Origin of the sequence: Pseudomonas sp. Irchel s3a18, from assembly GCF_900187535.1 — a bacterium.
Lineage (GTDB): Bacteria > Pseudomonadota > Gammaproteobacteria > Pseudomonadales > Pseudomonadaceae > Aquipseudomonas.
In genome coordinates, this window is the sequence record NZ_FYDV01000008.1 from 229,514 (window position 1) to 244,345 (window position 14,832).

13 protein-coding genes and 1 pseudogene are annotated in these 14,832 nt (G+C 60.8%); 8 read left to right on the forward strand and 6 right to left on the reverse strand.

The genetic code is table 11. The features are described 5' to 3' along the window. Positions 1 to 39: 39 nt before the first annotated feature. Positions 40 to 285, reverse strand: a complete 246-nt coding sequence (locus CKW29_RS14130) for a DUF1127 domain-containing protein (protein WP_095146319.1) — start codon at positions 283 to 285, stop codon at positions 40 to 42. 177 nt (positions 286 to 462) lie between these two features. Here CKW29_RS14130 and CKW29_RS14135 point away from each other — a divergent pair, with 177 nt between their 5' ends. Then, the gene (locus CKW29_RS14135; RefSeq protein WP_095146318.1) at positions 463 to 1,896 is read left to right on the forward strand and encodes a PLP-dependent aminotransferase family protein; all 1,434 of its coding nucleotides are present in this window, start codon (positions 463 to 465) and stop codon (positions 1,894 to 1,896) included. A gap of 56 nt (positions 1,897 to 1,952) precedes the next feature. Next, positions 1,953 to 3,518 carry a phospholipase D family protein gene (locus tag CKW29_RS14140; RefSeq protein ID WP_256584910.1) on the forward strand — a complete coding sequence of 522 codons (1,566 nt, stop codon included), beginning with the start codon at positions 1,953 to 1,955 and terminating at the stop codon, positions 3,516 to 3,518. On the opposite strand, the gene CKW29_RS14145 is transcribed toward CKW29_RS14140, so the two are convergent. Then, entirely contained in the window at positions 3,515 to 4,660 is a 1,146-nt protein-coding gene (locus CKW29_RS14145; protein WP_095148694.1) for an MFS transporter, read from the reverse strand. The genes CKW29_RS14140 and CKW29_RS14145 overlap by 4 nt on opposite strands. A gap of 184 nt (positions 4,661 to 4,844) precedes the next feature. Further along, entirely contained in the window at positions 4,845 to 6,338 is a 1,494-nt protein-coding gene (locus tag CKW29_RS14150; RefSeq protein WP_095148695.1) for an aldehyde dehydrogenase, read from the reverse strand. Positions 6,339 to 6,574: 236 nt separating this feature from the next. Here CKW29_RS14150 and CKW29_RS14155 point away from each other — a divergent pair, with 236 nt between their 5' ends. Beyond that, positions 6,575 to 6,937: a cupin domain-containing protein gene (locus tag CKW29_RS14155; protein WP_095148696.1), complete on the forward strand. Its 363-nt coding sequence runs from the start codon at positions 6,575 to 6,577 to the stop codon at positions 6,935 to 6,937. A 73-nt stretch (positions 6,938 to 7,010) separates the two neighbouring features. Here CKW29_RS14155 and rpmG read toward each other — a convergent pair whose 3' ends face one another. Together rpmG and rpmB are read right to left on the reverse strand one after the other, a co-directional pair. Further along, positions 7,011 to 7,166: a 50S ribosomal protein L33 gene (gene rpmG, locus CKW29_RS14160; RefSeq protein ID WP_007894709.1), complete on the reverse strand. Its 156-nt coding sequence runs from the start codon at positions 7,164 to 7,166 to the stop codon at positions 7,011 to 7,013. 11 nt (positions 7,167 to 7,177) lie between these two features. Beyond that, entirely contained in the window at positions 7,178 to 7,411 is a 234-nt protein-coding gene (gene rpmB / locus CKW29_RS14165; protein WP_007975166.1) for a 50S ribosomal protein L28, read from the reverse strand. A 521-nt stretch (positions 7,412 to 7,932) separates the two neighbouring features. On the opposite strand from rpmB, the gene CKW29_RS14170 reads away from it, so the two are divergent. After that, on the forward strand, positions 7,933 to 9,522 hold the full coding sequence (locus CKW29_RS14170; RefSeq protein WP_095148697.1) for an ABC transporter substrate-binding protein: 1,590 nt from the start codon (positions 7,933 to 7,935) through the stop codon (positions 9,520 to 9,522). Between the two features lie 78 nt (positions 9,523 to 9,600). Here CKW29_RS14170 and radC read toward each other — a convergent pair whose 3' ends face one another. Next, positions 9,601 to 10,275 (reverse strand): DNA repair protein RadC, encoded by a 675-nt coding sequence (gene radC, locus CKW29_RS14175; RefSeq protein ID WP_095146313.1) that lies wholly within the window; start codon positions 10,273 to 10,275, stop codon positions 9,601 to 9,603. Between the two features lie 135 nt (positions 10,276 to 10,410). On the opposite strand from radC, the gene coaBC reads away from it, so the two are divergent. The 4 genes and pseudogenes from coaBC to argB all read left to right on the forward strand — a co-directional run bounded on the left by coaBC (position 10,411) and on the right by argB (position 14,687). Further along, positions 10,411 to 11,619 carry a bifunctional phosphopantothenoylcysteine decarboxylase/phosphopantothenate--cysteine ligase CoaBC gene (coaBC, locus tag CKW29_RS14180; RefSeq protein ID WP_095148698.1) on the forward strand — a complete coding sequence of 403 codons (1,209 nt, stop codon included), beginning with the start codon at positions 10,411 to 10,413 and terminating at the stop codon, positions 11,617 to 11,619. A 5-nt stretch (positions 11,620 to 11,624) separates the two neighbouring features. Then, the gene (gene dut, locus CKW29_RS14185) at positions 11,625 to 12,080 is read left to right on the forward strand and encodes a dUTP diphosphatase (protein ID WP_095146311.1); all 456 of its coding nucleotides are present in this window, start codon (positions 11,625 to 11,627) and stop codon (positions 12,078 to 12,080) included. Positions 12,081 to 12,353: 273 nt separating this feature from the next. After that, positions 12,354 to 13,742: pseudogene (locus CKW29_RS14190) on the forward strand (phosphomannomutase/phosphoglucomutase); the annotation flags it as partial. 39 nt (positions 13,743 to 13,781) lie between these two features. Next, positions 13,782 to 14,687, forward strand: a complete 906-nt coding sequence (gene argB, locus CKW29_RS14195) for an acetylglutamate kinase (protein ID WP_095081999.1) — start codon at positions 13,782 to 13,784, stop codon at positions 14,685 to 14,687. The last annotated feature ends 145 nt before the right edge of the window (positions 14,688 to 14,832 follow it).

Here is a 14,832-nt window from a genome sequence, read left to right on the forward strand (position 1 = left end):
CGTTCCCACGCACGCGGGAACGATCACACACGGCAACACTTACAACCGCCAGAACGGCTTCAACCCCTCCGCCCGCGCCTGTTCACGGCTCAAGCCCACATCGCGCAACTGCTGCGCCGAGAGCTCCAGCAACACCTTGCGCGTGTGCAGACGATGCCAGAACAGGCCCCAGCGCCCCAGACAGGACGGCGCATTGCGGGCGCGGGCCTCACGCATGCCCTGCTCCTGTCCTGCCGCCAGTTCCTGACTGTGTAACGTCAGCCGCACATCGCTCAAGCCGTTCATTTTCAATGCTCCTGTTTACTTGGGTAGCCAGAGATTCCATGATGCGCGGGCAGGCAAAACCATTACAGATTCAATGAATATGTATTACCTCCATACAGATTTTCTGTTTTAGCGACTGAATCCTGTATTTTTGACCCATCTGTACTGATCCCCGTATCTCTTCACCGAGGCTGCACCATGACGCTTTACGTCAACCTCGCCGAATTGCTCGGCACACGCATCGAACAGGGCTTCTATCGCCCCGGTGACCGACTGCCGTCGGTGCGGGCATTGAGTGTTGAGCACGGGGTCAGCCTGAGCACGGTGCAGCAGGCTTACCGGGTGCTGGAAGACAGCGGGCTGGCGCGACCGAAACCGAAATCCGGCTACTTCGTCCCGGTCGGGCGCGAGCTGCCGGAGTTGCCGGTGGTTGGTCGCCCGGCCCAACGCCCGGTCGACATTTCCCAGTGGGACCTGGTGCTGGAACTGATCCGCGCCGTGCCACGCAAGGACGTCGTGCAACTGGGCCGTGGCATGCCGGACATCACCACGCCAACCATCAAGCCCCTGCTGCGCAGCCTGGCCCGGATCAGCCGACGGCAAGACATGCCTGGCCTGTATTACGACAACATCTACGGCACACTGGAGTTGCGTGAGCAGATCGCACGCCTGATGCTCGACTCCGGCAGCCAATTGAGCGCCAGCGACCTGGTGGTCACCACCGGCTGCCACGAAGCGCTCTCCACCAGCATTCGCGCCATCTGCGAACCGGGGGACATCGTCGCCGTGGACTCGCCAAGCTTTCACGGTGCCATGCAGACACTCAAGGGACTGGGCATGAAAGCCCTGGAGATTCCCACCGACCCGCTTACCGGGATCAGTCTCGATGCGCTGGAACTGGCCTTGGAACAATGGCCGATCAAGGCCATACAGTTGACCCCCAACTGCAACAACCCTTTGGGCTACATCATGCCGGAGTCGCGAAAACGCGCGTTGTTGACGCTCGCACAGCGGTTTGACGTGGCCATCATCGAAGACGATGTGTATGGCGAGCTGGCCTACACCTACCCGCGACCACGCACCATCAAGTCGTTCGACGAAGACGGCCGCGTCTTGCTCTGCAGTTCGTTCTCCAAGACCCTGGCGCCCGGGCTGCGCATCGGCTGGGTCGCACCAGGCCGGTACCTGGAACGGGTGCTGCACATGAAATACATCAGCACCGGCTCGACTGCGGCACAACCCCAGATCGCCATTGCTGAATTCTTGAAAGGCGGTCACTTCGAACCTCATTTGCGGCGGATGCGCGCCCAATACCAACGCAATCGCGACCTGATGCTTGATTGGGTCAGCCGCTACTTCCCGTCCGGCACCCGCGCCAGCCGTCCGCAAGGTAGTTTTATGCTGTGGGTCGAACTACCTGAAGGCTTCGACACCCTGAAGCTCAATCGCGCACTCCTCGAGCAGGGCGTACAGATTGCCGTGGGCAGTATCTTTTCCGCCTCGGGCAAGTACCGCAATTGCCTGCGCATGAACTACTCGGCCAAGCCTACGCCGCAGATTGAAGAGGCGGTGCGCAAGGTCGGGGCTGCAGCAATCAAGTTGCTGGCCGAGAGCCCCGGCGCGGACGTCTGAGTACTGCGCAAGCCGTGCCATACTCCGGGCCTGGCCCTTTTGCAGGAACAACCGACTTGCGCCCCAGACCTGTCCTGCTCCTTGTGTTGCTCCTCACGCTGATGAGTGGCTGCGCCTCGCTCGACGTGGCACGCGAGCCGAGCCAGGCATTGCCAGCGAGCGAGTCCTCGTTTGGCCGCTCGATCCAGGCCCAGGCAGCCGCGTATCAAGGGCGCTCCGGTTTCCGCCTGCTGTCGGACAGCGGCGAAGCCTTCAGCGCACGCGCCGAACTGATCCGCCAGGCCCAGCGTAGCCTCGACCTGCAGTACTACATCGTCCACGACGGCATCAGCACACGACTGCTGGTGAACGAGTTACTCAAGGCGGCTGATCGTGGCGTGCGTATTCGTGTTCTGCTCGACGACACCACCAGCGACGGCCTGGACCAGACCATCGCCACACTGGCCGCTCACCCGAAAATACAGATTCGCCTGTTCAATCCGTTGCATTTGGGCCGCAGCACCGGGGTAACGCGAACCATGGGCCGGCTGTTCAACCTGTCGCTGCAACACCGACGCATGCACAACAAGCTGTGGCTGGCGGACAACAGCGCCGCCATCGTCGGCGGCCGCAACCTGGGTGACGAGTACTTCGATGCCAAGCCCAACCTGAATTTCACCGACATCGACCTGCTGGGCATCGGACCGGTCGCCGAACAACTGGGGCACAGCTTCGACCAGTACTGGAACAGCGCCCTGAGCAAACCCATCGACGGGTTTGTCGCCAACAAGCCCACCGCCAAGGACCTGGCCGACACCCGCTCAAGACTGCAGGCATCCCTGGACGAAAGCCGCCGACAGAACCATTCGCTGTACCAGCAACTGAAGACCTACCAGACAGACCCGCGCCTGGACGCCTGGCGAACCGAGTTGACCTGGGCCTGGAACCAGGCGTTATGGGACGCGCCGAGCAAGGTACTGGCCAAGGGCGAACCGGACCCGCAACTGTTGCTGACCACCCAGCTGGCGCCCGAACTGCAAGGGGTCAGCAAAGAGCTGGTGATGATCTCGGCCTATTTCGTCCCCGGCCCTCCCGGGCTGGTCTACCTGACAGGCCGCGCCGATGCCGGGGTATCGGTGAGCTTGTTGACCAACTCGCTGGAAGCGACCGATGTGCCAGCGGTACACGGCGGCTACGCGCCCTACCGCAAGGCGTTGCTGGAGCACGACGTGCAGCTGTTCGAACTGCGCCGACAACCCGATGACGGTGATGGCAGCGGTCCAGAGTTTTTCCGCAGTGCCTCTTACCCTGGCTCCGACTCCAGCCTGCACAGCAAGGCAATCGTCTTTGACCGGCAGAAATCGTTCATCGGTTCGTTCAACTTCGATCCACGCTCGGTGCTCTGGAATACCGAAGTCGGCGTGCTGGTGGACAGCCCGGAACTCGCCGAGCGTGTACGCGAACTGGCCTTGCAGGGCATGGCGCCGGCCCTGAGTTATCAGGCCCGGCTGGAGAGCGGCCAGGTGGTATGGGTGACCGAAGACAATGGCCAGCTGCACACCCTGACCCGCGAGCCGGGGAACTGGTGGCGGCGTTTCAATGCCTGGTTCAGCAACACCGTTGGCCTGGAGCGCATGCTCTAGGCCGGCTCGACCACCTCACCAAAAGCCCCCTGGCGCAGCAACAGGACGATCAACCCGAACGCCCCCGCCGCCATCAGCCACGGCAAGGCGTGCCCACTGATCCATTGGCTGCCGGCGCCCGCGGCGAGCGGACCGATCAGGCAGCCGATCCCCCACAGTTGCGCGATGTGGGCGTTGGCTCGCACCAACGCATCATCGCGATAACGTTCGCCGATCAGAATCAGCGACAGGGTGAACAAGCCACCCGCACTGGCCCCGAACAGTACCCACAGCGGCCAGATCAGCAAGGTGTCGATCAACAGCGGTATTGCCAGGCTCGACAGCAGCAGAATCACCGCACAGCCGGCAAACAACGTGCGCCGGGATACACGATCCGCCAACGCGCCGATCGGCAACTGCAACAAGGCATCGCCGACCACCACGGTGCTGACCATCGCCAAGGCGATTTCAGCGGTGAATCCCTGCCGCAGGCAGTACACCGGCAACAAGGTCAGAATCATCGCCTCGAAGGCCGCGAACAACGACACCGCCCAGGCAATCGCCGGCAAGCCACGGCAGAAAACCAGCAAGTCGCTGAACGTGACACTGCAGGCTTCGCTGCTGGGCGCCCCGCTACGCCCCAGCAGCAACAGCGGCGACACCACCAGCAAGGCGACGCCCACCCAGAACCCGAAATCGTTCTCCGTGCCCAGCATGCCCAGCAAGACTGGCCCGGACAGTTGGCTCAAGGCATAACTGCTGCCGTACAGCGCCACCAATCGACCACGCCACTGCTCCACCACCAACTGGTTGATCCAGCTCTCGCCGAGGATGAATACGATGGTCAGGATGACCCCTATCATCAGCCGCAACACCAGCCAGACCGGGTAACTGGGCATCAACGCCAGCAGGCCGATAGACACCGCGCCGGCCCACAGGCACAGACGCATCAGATTCGCCGTGCCCAGGCGCGCCGCCAGGTGGCTGGACACCTTGGCACCCAGCAGTACGCCAATCGCCGGCATCGCCGCCATCACACCGATAGCAAATGAGCCGTAGCCCCAGCTTTCAAGGCGCAACGACACCAGCGGCATGCTGACACCCAGGGCCAGGCCGACACTCAGGACAGACGCCAACACGGCGAAATAAGTCGCCCAACGCATTTTCCACGCTCCTGTGGATATTTTATGCACAGCACAAATCAATGCGGGAGCGAGCCTGCTCGCGATGGGGGTGCAACATTCAACACTGACGTCGACTGTCATACCGCTATCGCGAGCAAGCTCGCTCCCACAGGGGAACTGCGTCGTTCAGGGAGCCTGGCTCAGAACAGGCTCCCTGAAAGGCTTACAGCTTGATCCAGGTCGCCTTCAGCTCGGTGTACTTGTCGAACGCGTGCAGCGACTTGTCACGGCCGTTGCCCGACTGCTTGAAGCCACCAAAGGGAGCGGTCATGTCGCCACCATCGTACTGGTTGATCCACACGCTACCGGCACGCAGCGCCTTGGCCGTCAGGTGCGCCTTGGAAATGTCCTGGGTCCACACCGCGGCAGCCAGGCCATAAGGCGTATCGTTGGCGATCTGAATGGCTTCTTCGGCGCTGTCGAAGGTAATCACCGACAGCACCGGGCCGAAGATCTCTTCCTGAGCGATCTTCATCGCGTTGCTCACACCGTCGAAAATCGTTGGCTCAACGTACGTGCCACCGGTCTCCTGAAGGATGCGCTTGCCGCCCGCAACCAACTTGGCGCCATCGGCGTGACCCGCTTCGATATAGGACAGCACGGTGTTCATTTGCTGGGTATCGACCAGCGCACCGACGTTGGTGACCGGATCCAGCGGGTTGCCCGGTTTCCAGGCTTTCAGGGCCTCGATCACCAGTGGCAGGAAGCGGTCCTTGATCGAGCGCTCCACCAGGAGACGGGAGCCGGCCGTGCAGACCTCGCCCTGGTTGAATGCAATGGCACTGGCAGCGGATTCAGCCGCCGCTTGCAGGTCCGGCGCATCGGCGAACACGATGTTCGGACTCTTGCCGCCGGCTTCGAGCCAAACGCGCTTCATGTTCGATTCGCCAGAGTAGATCATCAACTGCTTGGCGATCTTGGTCGAGCCAGTGAACACCAGGGTGTCGACGTCCATGTGCAGGGCCAGTGCCTTGCCAACCGTGTGACCGTACCCTGGCAGTACGTTCAGCACGCCTTTCGGGATACCGGCTTCAACGGCCAACGCGGCAATACGGATGGCGGTCAGCGGAGATTTTTCGGACGGCTTGAGGATCACCGAGTTACCGGTGGACAACGCCGGGCCCAGCTTCCAACAGGCCATCATCAGCGGGAAATTCCACGGCACGATTGCGCTGACCACACCCACCGGCTCACGGGTCACCAGACCCAGTTGGTCGTGAGGGGTCGCCGCCACTTCGTCGTAGATCTTGTCGATGGCTTCGCCGCTCCAGCTCAGCGCTTGAGCCGCGCCCGGAACGTCGATGTACAGGGAGTCGCTGATCGGCTTGCCCATGTCCAGGGTTTCAAGCAACGCCAGCTCTTCGGCATGCTGCTTGAGCAGGCCAGCGAAACGGATCATGGTGGATTTGCGCTTGGCTGGGGCCAGGCGCGACCAGACACCTGAATTGAAGGTGGCGCGGGCGTTTTCCACGGCGCGCTGGGCGTCGGCGGCGTCGCAGCTGGCGATCTTGCCCAGCAGGCGGCCATCGACCGGGCTGATGCACTCGAAGGTCTCGCCGGAGACCGCATGGGTGTATTCGCCATTGATATAGGCGCGGCCTTCAATGTTCAGGTCGCGGGCACGTTGTTCCCAGTCGGCACGAGTCAGGGTGGTCATACGAGTGTCCTCCTCTTATTGAATACGAGCGCCACGCGGCTACGCAGGCACTGTCAGGAAATGGGCCCGGCCAGCCTTCAAATCGGCCCTAGGCACCCACCACCCTAAACCAGCCACGCCTCTAGTTTCAATATATTTGACACAAGGCTGGCAAACGGCCTTGCGATGTTCATTTTAATAAACATAGACTCGGGGCTTTTCAACCACTCGCGTCGCAATCACGGGGGATTACAACAATGAGCATCCAGAACATCGTCGACTTCAGCCAGGCCACCACCGCCGCCGAACGCTATCGCCCGGAGGCCGCCAAAGTGCTCAAGGGCGACCCTGAGCAAACCGTCTACAACCACTACAACAGCCCCTGTGGCCAGCTTAACGCCGGCGTCTGGGAAGGCGAAGTCGGGCAGTGGACCGTGAACTTCACCGAACACGAATACTGCGAAATCGTGCAGGGCGTTTCGGTACTGCGCGACAGCGACGGCAACGCCAAGACCCTGCGCACCGGCGATCGCTTCGTCATTCCGGCCGGATTCAAAGGCACCTGGGAGGTGCTGGAGACGTGCCGCAAGATCTACGTGGCGTTCGAACAAAAGGCCTGAGGCCTTTTCAAGCCACAACGAAAAAGGCCCGTATCTCGCGATACGGGCCTTTTTCTTAAGAGAGAAAAATCAATTACTTGATTTTGCCTTCTTTGTAGATCACGTGCTTGCGAACAACCGGATCAAATTTCTTGATCTCGATTTTGTCCGGAGTAGTACGCTTGTTTTTGTCGGTAGTGTAGAAGTGACCAGTACCGGCGCTCGAAATCAAACGAATCAATTCACGCATGATTAGCTCCCTTAAACCTTGCCATCGCGGCGAAGTTCGGCCAGCACGACAGTGATGCCACGCTTGTCGATGATACGCATGCCTTTGGCAGATACGCGCAGACGCACAAAACGTTTCTCTTCTTCAACCCAGAAGCGGTGATGCTGCAGGTTCGGCAGGAAACGACGACGGGTTTTGTTGTTTGCGTGGGAAATGTTATTCCCAGTCACCGGACCCTTACCGGTAACTTGACAGACTCTAGACATGCCTCAGCCCTCTAAAACCACATGCCCAACCCGGCATGGGTTGGCCGCTTAATCTCTCAGTCATTTGGCGCCAGGCGCCGCGTTTCTTTAAGGGTCTTACCGGCTACACCTACAGTGAAGGAACCGGGCCCCTAGAAAAGAGCGCTGCTTTATACCAGAAAGACCCGGTAGCAACAACTATCGGTGTGAAGAGACTTTTCAAAAACCCCGAATTCAGGGCGCCAGATGCCTTGGACAAAGGCTATCAATGCCAGCGACCGCTCGTCGCAGAACGTCGACTTGCGTGCCAACACAGACACCAGGCCCCGGCCACTTTACCCGGATTCGTCCTCCACGGAACGCCGCTCAAGGCAAATTCCCGATAAAAAACACCTGCCGCCCCCCTCCTCGTCAAATAAAAGTACCCGCCCACCTGCCACAAAATGCAAAAGGGGATAGTCATTTGCAGGCGAGGTCACTAGGGTAAGCCTTTTCCAGACTGCACTCGCAGATGGGCCTTCGATCTGCACAGGAATCCACACATGCGCCTCGCTGCCCTACCGCTGTTGCTCGCCCCACTCTTGCTGAGCCCGCTGGCCCAGGCTGCCGCCCTGAGCGTCTGCACGGAGGCCAGCCCGGAGGGGTTCGATGTCGTTCAATACAACTCGCTGACCACCACCAACGCCTCGGCGGATGTGCTGATGAATCGCCTGGTGGACTTCGACACAGCCAGCGGCAAAGTGGTCCCCAGCCTGGCGGACAGCTGGGAAGTATCGGCCGACGGCCTGACCTACGTCTTCAAATTGCACCCCCAGGTGAAATTCCACCGCACCGACTACTTCAACCCGAGCCGCGACCTGACGGCGGGAGACGTGAAGTTCAGTTTTGAGCGCATGCTGGATCCGGCCAACCCATGGCACTCCATCGCCCAAAGTGGCTTCCCCCACGCCCAATCGATGCAACTGCCGGCGCTGATCAAGAAAGTCGACGCGCTGGACCCACTGACCGTGCGCTTCACCTTGGACCACCCCGACTCGACGTTCCTCGCCACGCTGAGCATGGGCTTTGCCTCGATCTACTCCGCCGAATATGCCGATCAACTGCTCAAGGCCGGCACGCCCGAAAAACTCAACAGCCAGCCCATTGGCACTGGCCCGTTCATTTTCGGGAGGTTCCAGAAAGACGCGTCGATTCGCTACAAAGCCAACCGCGACTACTTTGCTGGCAAGCCCGGGGTAGACACCCTGGTATTCGCCATCACCCCGGACGCCAACGTGCGCTTGCAGAAGCTACGGCGCAACGAATGCCAGATCGCCCTGTCGCCCAAGCCCCTGGATGTACAGGCTGCCGCCCAGGAGCCGAGCCTCAAGGTCGAGAGCACGCCCGCCTTCATGACGGCATTCGTGGCCATCAACAGCCAGCATCCGCCTCTGGACAAGCCCGAAGTGCGCCAGGCGATCAACCTGGCCTTCGACAAGGCCAGCTACCTCAAGGCCGTGTTCGAAGACACCGCGCAAGCCGCCAACGGTCCCTACCCGCCTAACACATGGAGCTTCGCCAAGGACCTGCCGGGCTATCCGAAAGACCTGGCCAAGGCTCGCTCGCTGATGGCCAAGGCCGGTCTCAAGAACGGGTTCAAAACGACCATCTGGACGCGTCCGTCCGGCAGCCTGCTCAACCCCAACCCAAGCCTTGGCGCCCAACTGTTGCAGGCTGACCTTGCGGAAATAGGCATTCAGGCGGAAATCCGCGTGATCGAATGGGGCGAGCTGATTCGTCGCGCCAAGGCCGGCGAACACGACCTACTGTTCATGGGCTGGGCCGGCGACAATGGCGACCCGGATAACTTCCTCACGCCACAGTTCTCCTGTGCGGCCGTCAAATCCGGAACCAACTTCGCTCGCTACTGCGACCAGGGCCTGGACAAGCTGATCAACGCCGGCAAGACCACCACCGAACAAGGCGTGCGCAGCAAGCTCTACGAGCAAGCCCAGGCACAGATCCAGCAACAGGCCCTATGGCTTCCACTGGCCCACCCGACCGCCTTCGCGCTGACGCGCAAGGACGTTCAGGGCTATCAGGTCAGCCCGTTCGGACGCCAGGATTATTCGAAGATCAGCTTCAAGCCATAAGCGGCACGCGACAAGCTCAAAGCAGTACGCATGCTGCTCTGGCTTGCCGCTTGTAGCTTGTAACTTGCAGCTGCTGTTTCACATCCAGCCATATTCGGCCATCGACAGTGGGTCCCCATCGCCCACAATGAAGTGATCGAGCACCCGCACATCGATCATCCCCAGCACCTCCTGCAGGAGCTTGGTCAGCACCCTGTCAGCTTGGCTCGGCTCGACATGCCCTGACGGATGGTTGTGGCACAGGATCACAGCGGCAGCATTGTGCGCCAGCGCGCGCTTGACCACCTGCCGCGGATGGACGCTGGTGGTGTCGATCGAACCGCGAAACAGTGTCTCGAATGCCAGGACCCGGTGCTTGGAATCAAGAAACAGGCAGCCAAACACCTCATGAGGCTCATGCCGCAGCATGGCCTTGAGGTAGTTGCGTACCTCGATCGGGCTTTTGAGCACCGAATCACGCCGCAGATGCTCCGCCAAATGTCGTCGCGCCATTTCCAGGACCGCCTGCAACTGGGCAAACTTCGCCGGCCCCAGCCCGAGCTGGCGACCGAACGTTTGCTGGTCCGCCTCCAGCAACGTACGCAGGCCACCGAATTGCTGCAGCAGGTGCCGCGCCAGGTCCACCGCGCTTTTCCCGGCGACCCCGGTGCGTAGAAAGATGGCCAGCAGTTCGGCATCCGAAAGACTCGCCGAACCCTGCTCCAGAAGCTTCTCCCGCGGCCGCTCCGCCGCCGGCCAGTCACGAATGCTCATAGCACCTCCATGTGTGTGGGCGCCGCTGTTCCGTAGCGGTCGCTGTGATATCGTAGCCCATCTTTTTTGCGGGCGATTTCACCCTGGGGAGGGGGTTTCGCCACGTATGTCACCAACGAATTGAAAGGCAGACCTATGCAGCGGCTGTATCGGAAACGCATCGTTCTGGGCGTCGGCGGCGGCATTGCTGCCTACAAGAGCGCCGAGCTGGTTCGTCGCCTGATCGACCAGGGCGCGGAAGTGCGGGTGGTCATGACCCGAGGCGGCAGCGAGTTCATCACCCCGCTGACCATGCAGGCCCTCTCCGGGCACCCGGTACACCTGGACCTGCTGGACCCCGCGGCCGAAGCCGCCATGGGCCACATCGAGCTGGCCAAATGGGCCGACCTGGTGCTGATTGCCCCAGCCACCGCCGACGTGATCGCGCGCCTGGCCCAGGGCATCGCCAATGACCTGTTGACCACCTTGGTACTGGCCACCGATGCCACCGTGGCGCTGGCGCCCGCCATGAACCAGGCCATGTGGCGTGATCCAGCAACCCAGGCCAACACCCAACTGCTCGAAAGCCGAGGCTTCAAGGTCTTCGGCCCGGCCTCCGGCAGCCAGGCCTGCGGCGACGTCGGCATGGGCCGCATGATGGAGGCCGATGACCTGGCGCAGTGCGCCGCCGATTGCTTCCAGCACTTGGCGCTGACTGGCAAACACGTGCTGATCACCGCTGGCCCGACCCAGGAAAACATCGACCCGGTACGCTACATCACCAACCACAGCTCCGGAAAAATGGGCTTTGCCCTGGCCGAAGCCGCGGTTGAAGCCGGCGCCCGCGTGACCTTGATCACAGGCCCCGTGCACCTGCCGACACCGGATCGCGTTACCCGCATCGACGTGGTCAGCGCCCGCGACATGCTGGCCGCCTGCGAGGCCGCGATCCCCTGCGACCTGTTCATCGCGTCCGCTGCGGTTGCTGACTACCGCCCGGAAGTCGTCGCGCCACAAAAACTCAAGAAAGATCCTACGACCGGTGACGGCTTTGTGCTGCAAATGGTGCGCAATCCAGACATTCTGGCCACCATTGCCACTCGCCCTGACCGCCCGTTCAGTGTCGGCTTCGCCGCCGAAACCGAACACTTGCTCGACTACGCCGCACGCAAGCTCAAGGACAAGAACCTTGATCTGATCGTTGCCAACGACGTCGCCAACCCGAGCATTGGCTTCAACAGCGAGGAAAACGCCTGCAGCGTGATCGATCGTGAGTTGCACGCCACCCTTTTCGCCCAGACCAGCAAAGGCAAAATTGCCCGCCAGCTGATCACTTTTATCGCCGAACGTCTGAACCAGGTTTAACTCGTATGCACGCTTTGCAAGCCAAGATCCTCGACCCACGCATCGGCAGCGAATTCCCGCTGCCCCAGTACGCCACCCCAGGCTCCGCCGGCCTTGACCTGCGGGCCATGCTGGAGCAGGACACCGTCATCAAGCCGGGCGAAACCCTGCTGATCCCCACTGGTCTGTCGGTGTACATCGGCGATCCGGGCTTGGCCGCGCTGATCCTGCCGCGCTCTGGCCTGGGCCACAAACACGGCATCGTGCTGGGTAATCTGGTCGGCCTGATCGATTCCGATTACCAGGGCCCGCTGATGGTGTCGTGCTGGAACCGTGGCCAGACCGACTTCAACATCGTGGTCGGTGAACGCCTGGCCCAGTTGGTGCTGGTGCCGGTGGTGCAGGCGCACTTCGAACTGGTTGAAGAGTTCGACGAAACCCAGCGTGGAGCAGGTGGTTTCGGTCATTCCGGCAGCCACTGATAACACCCGCGCCGAGACCGGCGCTCCTGCCCGGTCTCGGCACTTTGCTTTGCATTTCAGGATGAACATTGCGCTGACGGCAACTGAACGATTTAACGAGCGATATCAAGGCCTTAGACGACGTTTCAAGCAACAAGCCACCCTGTATGGCATTTGCACAGCACGAACTCTCTGCCCCAAACGTCGTCATACCCTTCAGTTTGAACCCGCCGCCGAACTGCTCGCCGGCCCGTCCAGCAACCTTTGAGTTGGAGCTATCCCAGTATGAACAACGCAACCCGCATCGCCCCCACGTTCCCCGACAGCATCTTTCGCGCCTACGATATCCGTGGCGTGGTCCCGCACACCCTGACCGCTGAAACCGCCTACTGGATCGGTCGCGCCATTGGCGCCCAGACCCTGGCCCAGGGTGAGCCGAACATCAGCGTCGGCCGCGACGGTCGCCTGTCGGGTCCGGAGCTTGTCGAGCAACTGATCCAGGGCCTGGCAGATAGCGGGTGCCACGTCAGCGACGTCGGCCTGGTACCAACACCGGCGCTCTACTACGCCGCCAACGTACTGGCCGGCAAATCCGGCGTAATGCTCACCGGTAGCCACAACCCATCGGACTACAACGGTTTTAAAATCGTCATCGCGGGCGACACACTGGCCAACGAACAGATTCAGGCCCTGCATGAGCGCCTGAAAACCAACAACCTGACCAGCGGTCAGGGCAGCATCACCCAGGTCGAAATCCTTGATCGTTACACCACTGAAATCGTCCAGGACATCAAGCTCGCTCGTCGCCTGAAAGTAGTGGTCGATTGCGGGAACGGCGCAGCCGGCGTTATCGCCCCTCAACTGATCGAAGCCCTGAACTGCGAAGTCATCCCGCTGTTCTGCGAAGTCGACGGCAATTTCCCGAATCACCATCCGGATCCGGGCAAACCTGAGAACCTGGTGGACCTGATCGCCAAGGTCAAGGAAACCAACGCCGATCTGGGCCTGGCGTTCGACGGCGACGGTGATCGTGTCGGCGTCATCACCAACACCGGCGACATTGTCTTCCCGGACCGCCTGCTGATGCTGTTCGCCAAGGACGTCGTGGCACGCAACCCGGACGCGGAGATCATCTTCGACGTCAAATGCACCCGCCGCCTGATCCCGCTGATCAAGGAGTATGGCGGTCGCCCACTGATGTGGAAGACCGGTCATTCGTTGATCAAAAAGAAAATGAAGCAAAGCGGCGCCCTGCTTGCCGGCGAAATGAGCGGGCACATCTTCTTCAAGGAACGCTGGTTCGGTTTCGACGACGGTATCTACAGCGCCGCGCGCCTGCTGGAGATCCTGAGCAAGGAGAAATCCAGCGCACAGGAGCTGTTCGAGACCTTCCCGAACGATATTTCCACGCCGGAAATCAATATCCATGTGACCGAAGAGAGCAAATTCAGCATCATTGATGCACTGCATGACGCTCAATGGGGCGAAGGTGCCGACCTGACCACCATTGACGGTGTGCGCGTCGACTATGCCAAAGGTTGGGGCCTGGTTCGCGCCTCCAACACCACACCGGTGCTGGTCCTGCGATTCGAGGCCGACAACGACGCCGAACTGCAGCGCATCAAGGACGTATTCCACGCCCAGTTGAAACGTGTTGCACCTGACCTCCAACTACCATTTTGATTTTTTGAAGCGCCTTTTATTGAAGTGCCGGAGCCCTGAATGACCCTCGAACGCGAAGCCGCCGCCAACACCGCCAAGGTCCTGTCCGAAGCGCTGCCTTACATTCGCCGCTACGTCGGCAAGACACTGGTGATCAAGTACGGCGGCAACGCGATGGAAAGCGAGGAGCTGAAGACCGGCTTTGCCCGCGACATCGTGATGATGAAAGCCGTCGGCATCAACCCGGTGGTGGTTCACGGTGGCGGTCCGCAAATCGGCGACCTGCTCAAGCGACTGTCGATCGAGAGTCATTTCATCGATGGCATGCGCGTCACGGACGCACAGACCATGGATGTGGTGGAGATGGTCCTCGGCGGCCAGGTGAACAAAGACATCGTCAACCTGATCAACCGTCATGGCGGCAGCGCCATCGGCCTGACCGGCAAGGACGCCGAGCTGATTCGCGCCAAGAAGCTCACCGTCACCCGCCAGACGCCGGAGATGACCCAACCGGAAATCATCGACATCGGGCAGGTGGGCGAAGTGGTCGGCATCAACACCGACTTGCTTAACCTGCTGGTCAAAGGTGACTTCATCCCGGTGATCGCGCCGATCGGCGTTGGCGCCAACGGCGAATCGTACAACATCAACGCCGACCTGGTGGCCGGCAAGGTCGCCGAAGCCCTGAAGGCCGAGAAGCTGATGCTGCTGACCAACATCGCCGGCCTGATGGACAAGTCCGGACAAGTCCTGACCGGACTGACCACCCAGCAGGTCGACGAGCTGATCGCCGACGGCACCATCTATGGCGGCATGCTGCCCAAGATCCGCTGCGCACTGGAAGCGGTGCAAGGCGGCGTGGGCAGCTCGCTGATCATCGACGGCCGGGTACCCAATGCGATCCTTCTGGAAATCTTCACCGACACCGGTGTGGGCACCCTGATCAGCAATCGCAAGCGTCCTTAAGCAACACCCATAAAAAAGGGTTCTTCACGGAATCCCGGGAAACACAGAAACAAGAACGCCGATTTGATTGATGATGTTCGTGCGAGCAAACACATCTAACAAACCGGCGTTCTTATGCGCGATATTAATACTTTCCTTCCTTTTT

Bases quoted from the DNA above. Each gene is read 5' to 3' on its own strand.
- CKW29_RS14130 (WP_095146319.1), bottom strand. From the start codon at position 285: ATGAACGGCTTGAGCGATGTGCGGCTGACGTTACACAGTCAGGAACTG.
- CKW29_RS14135 (WP_095146318.1), top strand. From the start codon at position 463: ATGACGCTTTACGTCAACCTCGCCGAATTGCTCGGCACACGCATCGAA.
- CKW29_RS14145 (WP_095148694.1), bottom strand. From the start codon at position 4,660: ATGCGTTGGGCGACTTATTTCGCCGTGTTGGCGTCTGTCCTGAGTGTC.
- CKW29_RS14150 (WP_095148695.1), bottom strand. From the start codon at position 6,338: ATGACCACCCTGACTCGTGCCGACTGGGAACAACGTGCCCGCGACCTG.
- CKW29_RS14155 (WP_095148696.1), top strand. From the start codon at position 6,575: ATGAGCATCCAGAACATCGTCGACTTCAGCCAGGCCACCACCGCCGCC.
- rpmG (WP_007894709.1), bottom strand. From the start codon at position 7,166: ATGCGTGAATTGATTCGTTTGATTTCGAGCGCCGGTACTGGTCACTTC.
- rpmB (WP_007975166.1), bottom strand. From the start codon at position 7,411: ATGTCTAGAGTCTGTCAAGTTACCGGTAAGGGTCCGGTGACTGGGAAT.
- CKW29_RS14170 (WP_095148697.1), top strand. From the start codon at position 7,933: ATGCGCCTCGCTGCCCTACCGCTGTTGCTCGCCCCACTCTTGCTGAGC.
- radC (WP_095146313.1), bottom strand. From the start codon at position 10,275: ATGAGCATTCGTGACTGGCCGGCGGCGGAGCGGCCGCGGGAGAAGCTT.
- coaBC (WP_095148698.1), top strand. From the start codon at position 10,411: ATGCAGCGGCTGTATCGGAAACGCATCGTTCTGGGCGTCGGCGGCGGC.
- dut (WP_095146311.1), top strand. From the start codon at position 11,625: ATGCACGCTTTGCAAGCCAAGATCCTCGACCCACGCATCGGCAGCGAA.
- argB (WP_095081999.1), top strand. From the start codon at position 13,782: ATGACCCTCGAACGCGAAGCCGCCGCCAACACCGCCAAGGTCCTGTCC.